15 protein-coding genes are annotated in these 14,820 nt (G+C 55.3%); 4 read left to right on the top strand and 11 right to left on the bottom strand.

Translation table 11 applies throughout. The features are described from left to right. Nucleotides 1-111 precede the first annotated feature (111 nt). Nucleotides 112-1,779, top strand: a complete 1,668-nt coding sequence (gene tsr, locus FN633_RS17545; RefSeq protein WP_154058634.1) for a methyl-accepting chemotaxis protein — start codon at nt 112-114, stop codon at nt 1,777-1,779. A 68-nt stretch (nt 1,780-1,847) separates the two neighbouring features. Here tsr and opgB read toward each other — a convergent pair whose 3' ends face one another. The 9 genes from opgB to FN633_RS17500 all read right to left on the bottom strand — a co-directional run bounded on the left by opgB (nt 1,848) and on the right by FN633_RS17500 (nt 9,319). Then, the gene (opgB, locus tag FN633_RS17540; RefSeq protein ID WP_154058632.1) at nt 1,848-4,139 is read right to left on the bottom strand and encodes a phosphatidylglycerol--membrane-oligosaccharide glycerophosphotransferase; all 2,292 of its coding nucleotides are present in this window, start codon (nt 4,137-4,139) and stop codon (nt 1,848-1,850) included. A 202-nt stretch (nt 4,140-4,341) separates the two neighbouring features. Continuing rightward, complete coding sequence (locus tag FN633_RS17535) at nt 4,342-4,842, bottom strand: YjjA family protein (protein ID WP_154058630.1); 501 nt, start codon at nt 4,840-4,842, stop codon at nt 4,342-4,344. A gap of 72 nt (nt 4,843-4,914) precedes the next feature. Next, nucleotides 4,915-5,652 carry a replicative helicase loader DnaC gene (dnaC, locus tag FN633_RS17530; RefSeq protein WP_154058628.1) on the bottom strand — a complete coding sequence of 246 codons (738 nt, stop codon included), beginning with the start codon at nt 5,650-5,652 and terminating at the stop codon, nt 4,915-4,917. Between the two features lie 2 nt (nt 5,653-5,654). Continuing rightward, nucleotides 5,655-6,194: a primosomal protein DnaT gene (gene dnaT / locus FN633_RS17525; RefSeq protein WP_154058626.1), complete on the bottom strand. Its 540-nt coding sequence runs from the start codon at nt 6,192-6,194 to the stop codon at nt 5,655-5,657. Nucleotides 6,195-6,317: 123 nt separating this feature from the next. Then, complete coding sequence (locus tag FN633_RS17520) at nt 6,318-6,746, bottom strand: organic hydroperoxide resistance protein (protein ID WP_154058624.1); 429 nt, start codon at nt 6,744-6,746, stop codon at nt 6,318-6,320. Between the two features lie 106 nt (nt 6,747-6,852). Further along, nucleotides 6,853-7,308 carry a MarR family winged helix-turn-helix transcriptional regulator gene (locus FN633_RS17515; RefSeq protein ID WP_154058622.1) on the bottom strand — a complete coding sequence of 152 codons (456 nt, stop codon included), beginning with the start codon at nt 7,306-7,308 and terminating at the stop codon, nt 6,853-6,855. A gap of 63 nt (nt 7,309-7,371) precedes the next feature. Continuing rightward, entirely contained in the window at nt 7,372-8,013 is a 642-nt protein-coding gene (locus FN633_RS17510; protein ID WP_154058620.1) for a TetR/AcrR family transcriptional regulator, read from the bottom strand. 65 nt (nt 8,014-8,078) lie between these two features. Next, nucleotides 8,079-8,552 carry a threonine/serine exporter gene (locus FN633_RS17505; RefSeq protein ID WP_154058619.1) on the bottom strand — a complete coding sequence of 158 codons (474 nt, stop codon included), beginning with the start codon at nt 8,550-8,552 and terminating at the stop codon, nt 8,079-8,081. Then, a complete protein-coding gene (locus FN633_RS17500; RefSeq protein WP_154058617.1) occupies nt 8,543-9,319 on the bottom strand; it encodes a threonine/serine exporter family protein in 777 nt (258 codons plus the stop codon). Before FN633_RS17500 ends, FN633_RS17505 begins: the two co-directional genes overlap by 10 nt. Before the next feature lie 474 nt (nt 9,320-9,793). Here FN633_RS17500 and FN633_RS17495 point away from each other — a divergent pair, with 474 nt between their 5' ends. The 3 genes from FN633_RS17495 (at nt 9,794) to FN633_RS17485 (ending at nt 12,661) form a co-directional block, all read left to right on the top strand. Then, nucleotides 9,794-10,531 (top strand): helix-turn-helix domain-containing protein, encoded by a 738-nt coding sequence (locus tag FN633_RS17495; protein ID WP_154058615.1) that lies wholly within the window; start codon nt 9,794-9,796, stop codon nt 10,529-10,531. Continuing rightward, the gene (gene bglJ, locus FN633_RS17490) at nt 10,477-11,163 is read left to right on the top strand and encodes a DNA-binding transcriptional activator BglJ (protein WP_243731515.1); all 687 of its coding nucleotides are present in this window, start codon (nt 10,477-10,479) and stop codon (nt 11,161-11,163) included. The genes FN633_RS17495 and bglJ overlap by 55 nt, the downstream gene beginning before the upstream one ends. Nucleotides 11,164-11,317: 154 nt before the next feature. After that, nucleotides 11,318-12,661: a PTS sugar transporter subunit IIC gene (locus FN633_RS17485; protein WP_154058613.1), complete on the top strand. Its 1,344-nt coding sequence runs from the start codon at nt 11,318-11,320 to the stop codon at nt 12,659-12,661. Nucleotides 12,662-12,664: 3 nt separating this feature from the next. Here FN633_RS17485 and fhuF read toward each other — a convergent pair whose 3' ends face one another. Then, nucleotides 12,665-13,453: a siderophore-iron reductase FhuF gene (gene fhuF / locus FN633_RS17480; RefSeq protein WP_154058611.1), complete on the bottom strand. Its 789-nt coding sequence runs from the start codon at nt 13,451-13,453 to the stop codon at nt 12,665-12,667. A gap of 100 nt (nt 13,454-13,553) precedes the next feature. Continuing rightward, entirely contained in the window at nt 13,554-14,618 is a 1,065-nt protein-coding gene (locus tag FN633_RS17475; protein WP_154058609.1) for a GGDEF domain-containing protein, read from the bottom strand. Nucleotides 14,619-14,820: the final 202 nt, after the last annotated feature.

The raw sequence follows: 14,820 nt of genomic DNA, 5'->3' as shown, positions 1-14,820 counted from the left end.
CGTATGTGCAGTGTTCAGGTTGCATCGCGATCAAAGCAGCACACAACTATTCGGTAAAGTTTTCCTGTTCCAGGCCGAAAAACTGTTATCCCTCTAAAGGAATGAGAAAACATGTTAAACCGTATCAAAATTGTGACCAGTTTACTTCTGGTCCTTGCACTATTTGGCCTGTTACAAATCACCTCCGGCGGACTGTTCTTCAGCGCGCTGAAACACGACAAAGATAACTTTACCGTTCTGCAAACCATCCGTGAGCAGCAGTCCACGCTTAACGGCAGCTGGGTTGCGCTGCTGCAGACCCGTAACACGCTTAACCGTGCCGGGATCCGCTACATGATGGATCAGAACAACATCGGCAGCGGCGCTACCGTTGCCGAGCTGATGCAGATTGCCAGCACCTCCCTGAAACAGGCGGAGCAGCGTTGGAACGAGTATCAGGCTCTGCCGCACGATCCGCGTCAGAACGAAGCCGTAACCCAGGAGATCAAGCGCCAGTACGATATCTATCACGGCGCACTGGCTGAACTTATCCAGCTGCTGGGCGCAGGCAAAATCAATGAGTTCTTTGACCAGCCGACCCAGGGTTACCAGGATGGATTCGAGAAAGAGTACGTTGAGTTCCTGAAGCAGAATGATCATCTTTACGACCTCGCCGTCGAGGACAACAACAACTCCTACAGCATGGCTATCTGGATCATCATCGGCGTGCTGCTGGCAGTACTGGCGGTGATCGTTGCCGTCTGGTTCGGTATTAAAAACGTGCTGATCTCCCCGCTCAACCGTCTGGTAGAGAGCATCCGCCATATCGCCGGCGGCGATCTGGTGCAGAAGATCGATGTGCACGGTGCTAACGAGATGGGCCAGCTGGCAGAAAGCCTGCGTCACATGCAGGGTGAGCTGATGCGTACCGTAGGTACAGTGCGTACCGGTGCGAACGAGATCTACAGCGGCGCAAGCGAAATCGCGATGGGCAACAACGATCTCTCCTCCCGTACCGAGCAGCAGGCTGCCTCTCTGGAAGAGACCGCTGCCAGCATGGAAGAGCTGACCGCGACCGTGAAGCAGAACGCCGAAAACGCCCGTCAGGCAAGCCATCTGGCACTTAGCGCCTCTGAGACCGCACAGAAGGGCGGTAAAGTGGTGGATAACGTGGTGCAGACCATGCGCGACATCGCTGGCAGCTCGCAGAAGATCGCTGACATCATCAGCGTGATCGACGGTATCGCTTTCCAGACCAACATCCTGGCGCTGAACGCAGCGGTAGAAGCGGCACGTGCCGGTGAACAGGGTCGTGGTTTTGCGGTGGTGGCAGGGGAAGTACGTAACCTGGCCCAGCGCAGCGCCCAGGCCGCTCGCGAAATTAAGAGCCTGATCGAAGACTCCGTAGGCCGCGTAGAGCTGGGCTCAACCCTGGTTGAGAGCGCCGGTGAGACCATGGACGAGATCGTCAATGCGGTGACCCGCGTAACGGACATCATGGGCGAAATCGCCTCTGCGTCCGACGAGCAGAGCCGCGGTATCGACCAGGTGGGGCTGGCGGTTGCCGAGATGGATCGTGTCACCCAGCAGAACGCCTCGCTGGTACAGGAGTCTGCTGCAGCCGCAGCAGCGCTGGAAGAGCAGGCGAGCCGTCTGACTCAGGCCGTAGCGGTGTTCCGCATTATGCAGGATCAGCGTAAAGAAGCCCGTGACCAGGCGATTATCGCCAAAGCCTCAGCGCCGCTGGCGACCCGCAAACCGGCGGTTGCCGACGCGGGCGATAACTGGGAAACCTTCTAAGTTGTCATAACGCCGGGTGGCGCTGCGCTTACCCGGCCTACGTTACGATCCTACCCAACCGGGGGCAGCTAGCCCTCGGTTTTTACTACCTTAATCTCCACCATCCCAATCCCTAATCTGCGCGGCGAGTGGCCGAGAATATTCCCTTCGTTGGTGGACTGCGGATCCGGCGGCACAATTGTCAACGTATTGCTATGCGACGGGTTATGGAATCGCAGCGTAGTGGTAGAGACCTCATTGCCTAAAGTTAGTGTCTGCTCACTATCACCTATCCGCACCGGGATCGGTTTGTTGGCGTTCGGGCCATAGGCTTTAGCCGTGATAACCAGATCGAAATTCTCCGGCAGCGGCGCGTTGTACTCAATCTTCACCTCCTCACCCAGCTGCGCGTTGGACCAGCGCCCCCAGCTCTCCGGGCGAGATATGCCGCTAAACTGCTTCACCTCTTCCGGCGCGCCCGCCACGTTGAAGATAAAGCTGTCTGCCTTATAGCGAACGTCATTATCTACCACCTTGAGCATATCCACGTTGCGCTGATAGCGGGCGGTGTCAATGACCGTATCCTTAAACGCGGTTTTGCCTTGCCACTGGGCGCTGTCGACGTGCTGTACCCTTTGCTGACCGCCCAGCTGACCCTGTGAGACGCACCAGTCGGTGGAGAGGGCCAGTTGCTGGGCCCACATCTGCGCCATCTTGTAGCAGCGATCGACCCAGACAAAGTTATCCCGTGGCGCGAAGTCGGCGAGCTGGAAGCGCAGCGGCGCAGAGTACTCGCTCTCCGGCAGCGGCTCTACGCGCTGGTCCGAAACGCGGATCAGCAGCGGCAGGCGGAAACGGCTGCCGGAAAACGCAATCATCTCCTTGTCGCGCTCGACGGTGAACTCCTTCATCTCTTTCGGGAAGTTCCACAGGCGGATGATATCCGGCTTCCACGCCAGCACCTTCTCTTTCATGTTCAGGAACGACTGGGAGAGCGACTGGCCCGAGAGGCTGCTGCGTCCCAGACCAAGGAAGTTATCGCCGCCGAGGATATCCAGCACGGTGGCACCGTTATCCATGGTGTTACGCTTCAGGCCGATAACGTTCTGGGTCGGCTGGTCACCGCGCAGCACAAAGAAGAGGTTGTTACGATCCTGCTTGCTCAGGTACTTCCACGCGGTGTTGTTCATCGCCAGATGATCGGAGGAGACCACAATCACCGTATCCTTAAACCATGGCGAGGCTTTGATCTTGTTGATCAGCGCGGCGATATGCTGCTGGCTGCAGGTGACCGCACTAAAGGACTGGTTTGCTTTGCCGTCGATGGCGTAGCTTTTACGCTCGCAGCTGCGGGAGACAAAGCCGTCCGGGTGATGGGTATCAACGGTCAGGGCAAACAGCGAGAAGCGTTTGCCGCTCTGGGAGAGCTGCTGATACTGCTGCCACACCTCGTCCAGTACGGTGTCATCGTAGAAGCCCCAGTCGTTGCGGTAGGTGGGATCGGCCACACGGCCTTTCAGCTCTTCCGCACCAATAAGATGGTCAAAGCCGTGGGATTTTAAAAACACATCTTTCCCGGCAAAGCGCAGGTTGGCCCCCTGCACGAAGTGGTTCTCGTAGCCTGAGTTCTTCAGGATATCGCCGAGACAGAGATTATGCGGGAAGAAGCTCGACATCGAGGCCGAGGCGTTACCCTCGAAGGGCGCAAACAGCGGAATGCCGCACTGGGAGGCGACCATCCCGGCAATGGTATAGTCGGTGCCCGGCAGCTGCGCGGTATGGGTGAAATCCAGCCCCTCATCTTTTAGTGCGCCCAGCTCTGGCGTCAGGCCAGGAAAGGCCGCGCTATCAAAGTAGGTGCGCTCCAGGCTCTCACCATAGATATAGACCAGGTTAAGAGCCGGCTGCGGAATGCTTTTTGCTGGCTCTTTATACCAGACCGCGAAGTCGGGATCGCCCGCCCGGGACTGGGACTTGACCAGCTCGGTGATCTGTCGAAAAGCCGGGCTGGCATCGACTGAACCCAGGGCCAGCAGCAGCGCCAGCAGGCTATAGCCAACGTGCAGCGGGTGATGGCGGCGACGGCGCAGGATCCAGCCGAGGGCAAAAAAGAGCGCCAGCAGGCCGATGACCAGTGCTGCGCCCGGCAGAATATACTTGCTCACGCCCGCGCCGGTCAGGCTGTTGGTGATGGTGTAAAGCACCGCGTCGTTAATGCCGTCGCCGGTGAAGTAGTCGCTGGCGTAGAGGGCTATATTAAGCACCACAAAGCAGCCCAGTACGGCAAGGATCGCGGTAAACCACCAGGTATTGCGCCCTGCCTTCAGAGAGTAGATAGCTATCGAGGCAATAAACAGCACAAGAGAGAGAAATTCAGACAACGGTCGATCCTCAATAGCAGCAGCCGAAATGTTGCAGGAAAAACACTTTAATGGCGAATTCACATAGCTGCAATTCTAGCGTCACACTGGCTACATTCTATTAAGAAAAGGTTTAGAGAGAGGGGTTTTATGAGCGATGTCTCATTTCGTAAGGGAGGCGCGCCTGCCTTGCAAGATGGGCAGACGCGTTAAGGCGTGGTAATCAGGAGAGGAAGTTCATGCCCTGCTTCAGCACCAGGTCGCAGGCCTTGGTTTTCACCTTCTCTGCCAGCGGCGTGCTGCCGATATTATTCAGATTCAGCTGCTCGCCGTCTTTGGTGTTCAGCATCCCCTGCAGGCCTTCAAGGAAGTTGGTATCTTCCTTCTGCTTCGGCGCACTCAGGCCCAGCTTCTCCAGCACCTGGCTTTTGATATTCTCTGCGCTGGTCACCGAGGCCAGCTTGTTTTTAGCGCAGTATCCCATGATACCCGCGGCGTTATTCATGGTGTCAGCGCTCAGCGCCTGGTTACCGCTGTTCAGCAGGCCGCCAAGGGCGGAGAGCGAGGTCCCGCTCTGCTGCGTTGACGTGGTTGACCCTGAGTTCTGGCTCAGCTGGCTAGCCGCGCTGTTCAGCTGCTCCTGCCAGGTGGCAGCGTGAGAGAGGGAAGAGAGCAGGGCGCTGGCGATCGCGACGCTGCACAGTAAACGTTTGGCTGATTTCATGTGGCATAACCCGTTAGGATGGACCCGGGCAGTATATACCGGGACACCCGCCAGGCCGCGCCAGGAAAGCTCTTAATACTCTTTGCCGGTAACGCGGCTGCGGTAGCTATCCCAGTTAAAGTTAACCCACAGGCTGTTGCCGAGGCGCATGCGATCCATCACCCGTTCCCCAAGCAGCCGGGTCATGTCCGCCACGTTGTTGTTGGTCAGCATGCCGGTCGGCCGCTTGGAGGAGGAGCGACGATCGACAATCTGGTTGATGATCACCTTCTCGTAGCGTGACTCTGACTGAACGCCGATCTCGTCGATCACCAGCAGATCGACCATGCTGAGATCGTTGATAAGCTGCTCTTCGCTGGTTTCCCGGTTGCTGAAGGTCTCTTTCATCGCAGACATGATGTCGGCCACGGTAATGATCAGCACCGACTTACCACGCAGCAGCAGTTCGTTGCAGATCGCTGCCGCAAGATGGTTTTTACCGGTGCCGGGCTTGCCGGAGAAGACAAAGCTGGCAATGTTGCCGTCGAACTCCTCGACATACTGGCGGGCCTTGCTCAGGGCGTTCATCTGCCCCTCGTTTTCAACCTTATAGTTATCAAAAGAGCAGTTCTGATGCAGAGGACGGATACCGGAGCGGTTGAAGGTACGCTGCATCTTCATCGCCCGATTTTCCCGGGCGAGCGCCGCCGAGCGGATCTCGCCCTGCTCTTTTTGCCAGGCCAGCAGCTCTTCACCGGTGGTAAACGCCGGTTTTACGTGGGCAGGCATCATCTTTTGCAAACGCTTCATCATTTCGCCGACGTCTTTCATGATTAACCTCTGAAACCTGGGGGAACCTGGTTATCCGGCTCGGAAACCGCATTGATATCGCGCTTAACGGTGCCGGTCAGGCTACCGCGGCCAATCTGCACGCTGCGGGCCAGCTTCTGCTGCCACTGCATATGGTGAAACACCTTGCCCTCGGCCTGCCAGTAGGTGACAAACGAGGCCAGCTCTTCGTGGGTCACGGGCTGGTTCAGGGCAATGCCCCACAGCGCGGCGAGGCGCTGAAAATCGGGATCTGGCTGCCAGCCTGCGTACATGGCGAATTTTCCCATCGGCACGCTGGGGGGCGCGTCGGTCGGCTCGCTAAAAAACTGCTGATCGAGCGCGATATCGCTGGCCGGGCGCTGCAATCGGGCTTCCAGTTCCAGCAGCTGCGCCAGGCGCGCAGGCGTCAGGGCATAAAACGCCGGGGCGTTATCAGCAAAAACGGCCACCGTCCCGTCACGGGACTGGCTCAGGACGCGGGCGTGATCGTGCATAAACGCGTCGATACCGATGACATTGGTGGAGAGGATTCTGGAAGACATAGCGCTATCTCAAGCTAAAAACAGAGCGGAAAGATCCGCGGGTGATATGTGCTCATAGTAGCACAGAGAGGGGGCGCTTTTATAGGCCAGGCAAGCGTCGCGCCGCCCGGCCTCGCGAACGTATTAGGCGATAATGTTCAGCGTGACATCGATGTTGTTGCGGGTGGCGTTGGAGTAAGGGCAGACGATATGCGCTGCGTCGACCAGCTTCTGCGCGTCGGCCGCATCCATACCCGGCAGGTGAATATTCAGCTTCGCTTCGATGCCAAAACCGGTTGGCAGCGGCCCGATACCCACTTCGCCTTCAACAAAGGCCTCTTTCGGCATGGCGATTTTGTCGCGACCCGCAACAAACTTCATCGCGCCGAGGAAGCAGGCGGAGTAGCCCGCAGCAAACAGCTGCTCTGGGTTAGTGACGTTGCCGCCCATGCCGCCCATCTCTTTCGGTACGCCCAGCTGCACGTCCAGTACGCCGTCAGAGGAGGTCGCACGGCCGTCACGGCCACCGGTTGCTTTGGCTTTTGCGGTGTAAACTACTTTTTCTAAAGACATGGCAGGTTCCTTATTTTCACTGTTATCGCTATATGTGCTATAAAATAGCGCGCTATTTATATGTTACGTATAAGGCCGTCAACGACGGCGCTATATGTTGTTAAATCTATGCCTTGTGAAGCTGATGGCGCAGCGTCTCCAGCTCGTGCTGAAGGGCGGCCAGTGAATCTGTATCGCAGGCGGCGGCGCAGCGTACCGACTCTGGAATAGCAAGCGCCTTCTCATGCAGCGCCCGTCCCGATTCGGTCAGCGTGACGGCGACCTGACGTTCATCCTGACGTGAGCGCTGGCGAACAATCAGCCCGGCGCCCTCCAGGCGTTTTAGCAGCGGCGTCAGGGTGGCAGAGTCGAGAAACAGCTGCTCGCCAATCTCTGACACGGTAATGTCGTCCCGCTCCCACAGTACCAGCATGACCAAATACTGCGGGTAGGTGAGGCCTAACGGCGCTAGCAGCTGCCGATAGAGTTTATTCAGCGCCAGGTTTGCGGAGTAGAGCGCAAAGCAGAGCTGGTTATTCAGGGCCAGCGGCGCATCTGCCGGAGCCGTCGATTTCGTCTTCATGCAAACAATATAGATAGCGCACGATTTAATTGCAAGTTATATTTTTGTGACAAGGCATACCCATCACGGACAGACATAGCGCAGCACTACCTGCACTGCCATTGCGCGGTAGTGCGCCTGCTGCGCCTGACTGTCTGCACCCTCTTCAAACAGCAGCGTAAAGGTGTAGCTGTTCGCCACGTAGTGAAAGCTGAAGCTGCTCATCAGACGATGCACGTCGCGGGCATTCACGCTGCGGCTGAAAAGCTGCTTTTGCTGGCCGCGCTGTAAAATATCCTCCAGCAGGATCAGCGCACTGCGGTTTACCTTGCGCAGATACTCTGACTGCTGCATATAGCGTCCGCGCTGCATGTTCTCCATACAGATAATGCGAATAAAATCGGGATGCGTAGCATGATAATCAAAGGTGCTTTCTACAAGCTCAACCATCGCCTCCACCGGCGGCAGGCGCGTCAGGTTAAGCCGCGTTTCGCTGGCGCGGATCTGCGTATAAACATACTCAAGCACCTGCAAATAGAGGGTCTCTTTGGTCTTAAAATGGTAAACCACCATCCGTTTGGTGGTGCCCGCCTTCTCGGCGATCTGCTCCATGCGGGCACCGTTCAGACCATATTCGGCAAAGAGCTCAATGGCACTGGTGAAGATTTTGTCCTTCAGGCTAGACTCGTCCAGTTTCTCCGGTAAATAAACGCCGTCGTGCTTCACATCCGCCTCTTTTTGGCCGCAACAGGAACAGGGATTATTACCACGGCGCAGGCAGAACACAAACCTCAAACGCGGGGGCGCTTCCGGTAGAGCCACAATCCAGGTACTGACAGACCAACAGAGAGCGCTGCCACGATGGAGGTAGCCTTGAGAAAGTTGGTCAGCAGCAGGATCATCAGCGCTTCGCTGTAGCCCACATGGCCTATCTTCACTGCGGAGATCATCGCCGTGTAGGCCGAGATGCCCGGAAACATTGGGATCACCGCCGCAACGGTAAAGACCTTGGGATGGGCAAGATACCAGCGTGACCAGTGGATGCCGATGCAGCCAACCAGCATGGCAGCAACAAAGGTGGACCATTCAATGTTGATGCCGCTGGTCATCATCACCATTCGCGCGCCGTGGCCAATGGCACCCAACAGCGCACACCAGGGCAGGGCACGCTGCGGCACGTTGAACACCATAGCAAAGCCAACGGCAGGAATAGCGGAGAGGATCATGTCCTGCGCCAGCGCCAGCAGAAAATCAGTTACACCCATCCGCGCAGCCCCCATAACGTCATGGCCATCACCACCCCGATACAGGTCGCCAGCGTCAACAGGCTGGCCATGGCCCAGCGTGCCAGTCCGGTATTGATATGGCCTTTAAACATGTCGGCAACGGCGTTAATCAGCGGAAAGCCGGGAACCAGCAGCAGGACGCTGGCTGCCATCGCGACCGTTGATGTGTGGGCGAAGGCGGGCAGGGTAAGCAGCAGCCCCGAGATAGTGGTAGCCACAAAGGCCGTCAGGCAGAAGTTGATCTGCGGATGCAGATGCCGCTGGGCTAGCGTCAGGCGCACGTACATGGCGACGCTGCTGGCACAGAAGGTGATGGCTGCGCCATCCCAACCGCCGTTATTCAATTTGCAGAAGCAGGCGCAGGAGAGGCCAACCACCAGCGTAACCAGCCAGCGCGAGTAGCGCAGCGGCTTAATCTGGTTGAAGCGTCGTTCGACGCCTCTCGCATCCAGCAGCTTATGCTCGGTCATAATGACGATGTGCTGCACCTCAGTGACCACATGCATGTTGATGCCTCGATCGCTGTTTTTACGCGTCGAGGTCAGACATTGGCCGTTCTGAAGGGTGGTGAGCACAATGGCGTTCGCGGCGATGGCGCTCTCCACGCCATCCATTCCCAGCGCGAGGCCGAGACGGGTAGAGAGCTCCTCTACCAGGGCGCTCTCTGCGCCGTGCTGTAGTAGAAGAAGGCCGCACTGAATGCACAGTCGTGTTACGGCCCGCTGTTGATCCCGATCTGCTTGCATAAGATGCCCTGGTAGCGTAGCGAAATACCAATATGGTGAAGTAGAAAACTTATTTTTAACACAACGTGCTACCCGAACGGCGCTGTGATAGATCAATATTTAGCTAATTAATCAATTTATCGTGATGCTTGCGATTTGATCCGGTTACGGCGCGCTATTGGCAAGGAGAAATCGAATTTAACATTCACGTTATCTATGTATTTAAATTTGCTTACTCTATATTTTACTTTTTTAACGTGTCAGCCATTATTTTTTTCAGTAAAGATGTGCAATATTAGGGTAGGGATAAAAATGCTCTCTCTGATGGCTGACGTCAGTCGACACGATAAAACGGTTACACGTAATCTTAATCCTGTGCTTTGTCTACAGTGCCAAATCTGTACAGAAAATTTATTCGATCATTTTTTATTCATGGGGATTATTTCAATGAGCGAATAAATAAGCCCTGATTTTTTGAATGAAAGCGGAGATGATATGTTACCAGAAAAATATAGGTGTGCAGTGATAATAAGCAAAGCGCCGCTAATACAGCGCGGTTTTGTTGCTATTATGGACGATGCTTTTCATGAGTATGAAGTTGTCTGCTGCTCTACCCGGCAGGAGGTCACGTTCTCTCTGTTACAGCGCGCAAGCGTTGTATTTGTCGATCTCACCAACGATCTGCACAAGGCGCGCAGCGCCTGCAGGGAGTACGCCGCAATGATGATGCATATTACTGAAAATCATTGGATTTTTATGGTTCCACTGCAGGTCTATCCCATGGCGGTAGAGCAGCTATTACGTTCGGAGAGTACGCTCCTTTCCAGCATGGAACCTCTCGACGGTATAATTAATGCCATCCGTAGCGGCAGTCGGCGCGCAGGCGAAATCAGCGAGGTACTGTTATCCCCCCATGATGGCGACATCAATGATGAAAACATACCTCCCGTCTCTCTAACCTATTCAGAACGACAGGTATTACGACTTCTTGGTAAAGGATGGGGTATTAATCAAATTGCCGCCATGCTGAAAAAGAGTAATAAAACGGTGAGTGCACAAAAAAATAGCGCCATGCGCCGTCTCTGTTTACGCAGTAATGCCGAGCTATTTGCGTGGATTAATAGCAGTCAGGGTGCAAGTATATTGAATTTAAATATAACCTACGGAGATGATGGGCAATGGAAACAAACGGAAAAAGCAAACACGTTGCCATTATTGAGCGATGTGCCATAAGCGAAACTGGACTAAGTCAGCTATTTCCCCAGGCAGCGACGGCACATTTCCAGTTTCACTTTTTTAAGGATTACGCAACGTTCCTCAGAGCCATAGTGTGGACACCTTTCTTTTCACTTATTTACTCGCTATCGGGTATCAGAACGGAAAGGCTAGAGTGTCTCAGGGCGCTAAACCATATGGAAAAAAACTACCCCGACAGGCAGCGTATTGTGCTGGCCGGGAATGAGATGGAAGAGCGGCTGGTAAGCCGTTTTTCACCTACGTCACTGCACGGCATTCTCAGTAAAACAGCGCCGCTAGAGGTGATGCGTCAGCAGCTGTGGAAGTGGCTCAACGAGAACCGGCAGCGAAACGATAACGTGCTCAATGTCTGGTATTTCAGCGATGAGGGGATGCTGAGCCAGACCGAGCGTGACATTATTTTTTGTACCACAAAGGGGTACTCGATTGTGGATATTGCCTGCTACTTCAAGCGCAATATCAAGGTCATTCGTGCCTATAAGCTTAGTCTTATGACGAAATTGGGCGTACGTAACGATGCAGAACTGCTCTACGCTGCGGACATTCTTATACAGATGCAAAAAACGTTGAATAAGCCTACTTCACCCCGACGACGGATATCGGCCTAACTGTGAGGTAAATCCTGGTTATACACAGGGTGCCAGGCCGATTATCGATCCTCTTCACAATCACGGAAACCGGTTACAGTAACCGGTTGCACAGTGTAGATCGGAGGCTAATACTCATTTTGCCATTCCATTTTTCGCCTGACCGGAGAGCCAAATGTCTGCCAACCACGCTGCGTTTAACCTGATCTTCCGTTTTGTTGAAAATTATGTCAGCCCCATCGCCGGACGCATCTCTGCTCAGCGTCATGTGATGGCCATTCGTGATGGTTTTATCTCGGCAATGCCCTTTATGATTGTCGGCTCCTTCCTGCTTATTTTTGCCTATCCCCCATTTTCACCGGATACCACCTGGGGCTTCGCGCGCGGCTGGCTCGATCTGGCCAAGCAGTATGAGGGGCGGATCCTCACCCCGTTCGATATGACCATGGGGATCATGTCGATCTACATCTGTGCCGCCATCGCCTATAACCTCGGCAAGCACTACATGAAGTCGCACCAGCTCGACCCCTTCATGTGCGCCATGCTCTCGCTGATGGCCTTTCTGCTGGTGGCCGCGCCAAAAACCGATAGCGCCTTGCCGGTGCATAGCCTCGGTGGCACCGGGATCTTTACCGCTATCCTGGTCGCCATCTACTGCGTGGAGCTGATGCGCTTTTTAAAAGCGCATAACATCGGGATCCGCCTGCCAGACCAGGTTCCGCCGATGATCAAAAACTCGTTCGATCTGCTGATCCCGGTATTGGTCGTGGTGCTGACACTCTACCCGCTGAGCCTGTTTATTCAGTCAGAGTTCTCGGTGCTGATCCCACAGGCGATTATGGCGCTGTTCAAGCCGCTGGTGGCCGCCGCGGACTCGCTGCCTGCTATCCTGCTGGCGGTGCTGATTGGTCACCTGCTGTGGTTCGCGGGCATTCACGGGGCGGCTATCGTCTCCGGCATGTTGCAGATGTTCTGGTTAACTAACCTGGGGATGAACCAGACCGCACTGGCCCAGGGCGCGCCGCTGCCGCACATCTTTATGGAAGCGTTCTGGACGTTCTTTATTGTAGTGGGGGGCTCCGGGGCGACAATGGGGCTGGTGATCTGCTATCTGCGTAGCCGCTCCGTGCACCTGCGCTCGATCGGGCGGCTCAGTATTGTCCCCAGCTTCTTTAACATCAACGAACCGGTTATCTTCGGCACGCCTATCGTCATGAACCCGGTCTTTTTTATCCCGTTCCTGCTCGCACCGCTGGTTAACTCGGTGATTGCCTGGGGCGCAATGAAAATGGATCTGATTGGTCGGGTGATTGCCGTGGTTCCCTGGACTGCACCGGCACCGATTGGCGCGGCCTGGGCGCTGGGCTGGGACTACCGGGCGGCCATCCTTGTCGTTCTGCTGGCCGTGGTCTCCGCCGTGATCTACTTCCCGTTCTTCAAGGTGTACGAGAAGCAGCTTCTGGAGCAGGAGGCGCAGGAGTCACAGCGCACAGAGGGTGAAAGTCAGCAGGTCGCGTAGGGGTTATTTAAGCGTACAGTCGCCGCACTGTTGGACATCCGGCAGGCGGTAGCGCTGACAGCAGGTACGACGCGTCAGCACGCCTTCACGCAGAACCACGGTGCGCCAGAGTGGGTTATCCATGCCGTTCGCCAGCGTTTTGTCGAAAAAGCAGAGCTGACGCAGGGCGCTCACTCTGGCATCGCCGAGCAGCGGCTTCATCTCATTCAGATACCAGTGGATGAGATAACCCGTATTGCTCCAGATAAGCTTGCCGTTAATCTCGCCAGTCGCTTCCAGCGCCTGAACGACCGGCAGCATTGCCGAGACGATGAGCTTCTCGATGCGGCCGCGATCGTCTAACAGCGTGGTATAGCGATCGGCATGCACGTCGGCCCAGAAGCAGGCCGCGCGGCCCGTTTCATGGAATTCAACGTGAAAATGTTCCGGGGAGACATCCAGCGCGGTGTCATGCGCCAGCAGGGCCAGCATCAGCGGCGGAACTAGCAGGCCCAGATACCACTGCGCCCACAGCGAGAGAAGCGGTTTCCCTTCGCGAGGCAGATGCGGCTGGTTACGGTAGATATGATCGGAGTAGTCAGCCAGCAGCGTGCGCAGCGCGGCGGGGCGCTGCCACTGTGCCAGGGTCATCGCCTGGTGCGGCGGCGGCTCATCGAGACGGATAACCTCCAGCATGTGCGGACGCTGGCTGGACAGGGTTTCGCGTAAAGCACTGGCAAGCGTTGGCGCAGCGCTGTACAGCGGGGTTCGCCAAATCAGATCGTTTGCCAGCAGTTCGGAACGTTGCGCCATAGGAGGTTAGACCGGAATCTAAATGATAATGATTGCCAATCCTAACCACAGGCAGGCATAAGCGCAACATTTTTGTCGCTACATGCCCGTCTGTTTGCGTTTACGCCATCTGTAGCTCGCCGCTGACCAGAATAGAGTTGCGGCCTAAATGCTTGGCTTCGTACAGCGCCTTATCCGCTTTGCCCAGCGCATCCTCAATATCTTCGTCGAGCAGCGGGGCGATACCGATGCTCACCGTGACGTTGGTTGCCACGCTCTCATTAAACATATGCGGGATCTTGAGATCGAAAACCTGCTGGCGGATGCGCTCGGCAGTGGTTCGGGCGTGCTCCAGATCGACGTTGCTCAGCAGGATCATAAACTCCTCGCCGCCGAAGCGGGCCACGATATCCCTGGAGCGCACGGCGTCACGGATGGCGGCAGAAACGCGGATCAGCGCCTGGTCGCCCATCATATGGCCGTAGTGATCGTTGTAGGCCTTAAAGTGGTCAATATCCAACAGCAGCACGAACTGTCTGCCGTCATCGTGCGCTAGCAGGTTATCAAGCTTATTTTGCAGGCCGCGGCGGTTATAGAGGCCGGTCAGCGGATCGAGCATGCTGAGATCTTTTAGGGTCTTGCGCTCTTCCAACAGCCGATACATCAGATCCTGAGCAAAGCTTTCATTACGTCGCTGAATAACATGCTGGATGGCGATGCCGACTACCGGCAGGGCGAAGCAGTAGAGCACCCTTAGCCAGGCGTTACCGTCGCTGAGCCAGAGGCAGGCTACGCTGACCGGCAGAGAATGTAAGATAAACGCGCTGATATTGTTAGAGAAAGCGATAGTTCCAATGAATAATACGCTTAATAACGCAATTAAAAGATAAGCCGGATCCGAGTGACCAATAACTGAATATTTTACGCTAACATGCCACGCCCACAGGCAGCCAAATAAGAGTGAAATGAGCGGAATATTTATTTTCTTCTCTGCTTGCCATCTGTGCCACAGCAACAGCGCAACGCTGGCGGTGAAGAGCAGCCCGAGCGGCAGCGTCACGCCCTTGGTGCTGCTCAGCGGCAGCAGGTATGAAAAGAGGGCCGAAACGGCATTGAGAAACAAGAATAACCGCAGCGATAATTGATATTTCTTGTTACAGAGGTTATGCCAGGATTGTGCTGTCATGTGTAATGTCGTTATTAATCTGCAATATATAAAAAGTTATGGTTGGCAACATGAGAAATAACGCGTGAATAAAGTTTCGCGAAAAGATTAAGAAATTGTTATGTATTTTCCGAGGCGCACAATTTATCACCTTCATGAATGTCTGTCATTAACAGATGTAGAAAGTTCACGCAATGATGCGACCGCTGGCTGACAAATGAGA

Source organism: Pseudescherichia vulneris, assembly GCF_902164725.1.
GTDB classification, from domain to species: domain Bacteria; phylum Pseudomonadota; class Gammaproteobacteria; order Enterobacterales; family Enterobacteriaceae; genus Pseudescherichia; species Pseudescherichia vulneris.
The sequence above is the reverse complement of the archived record's forward strand: the minus strand, read 5'-3'. Positions and strand labels throughout refer to the sequence as shown.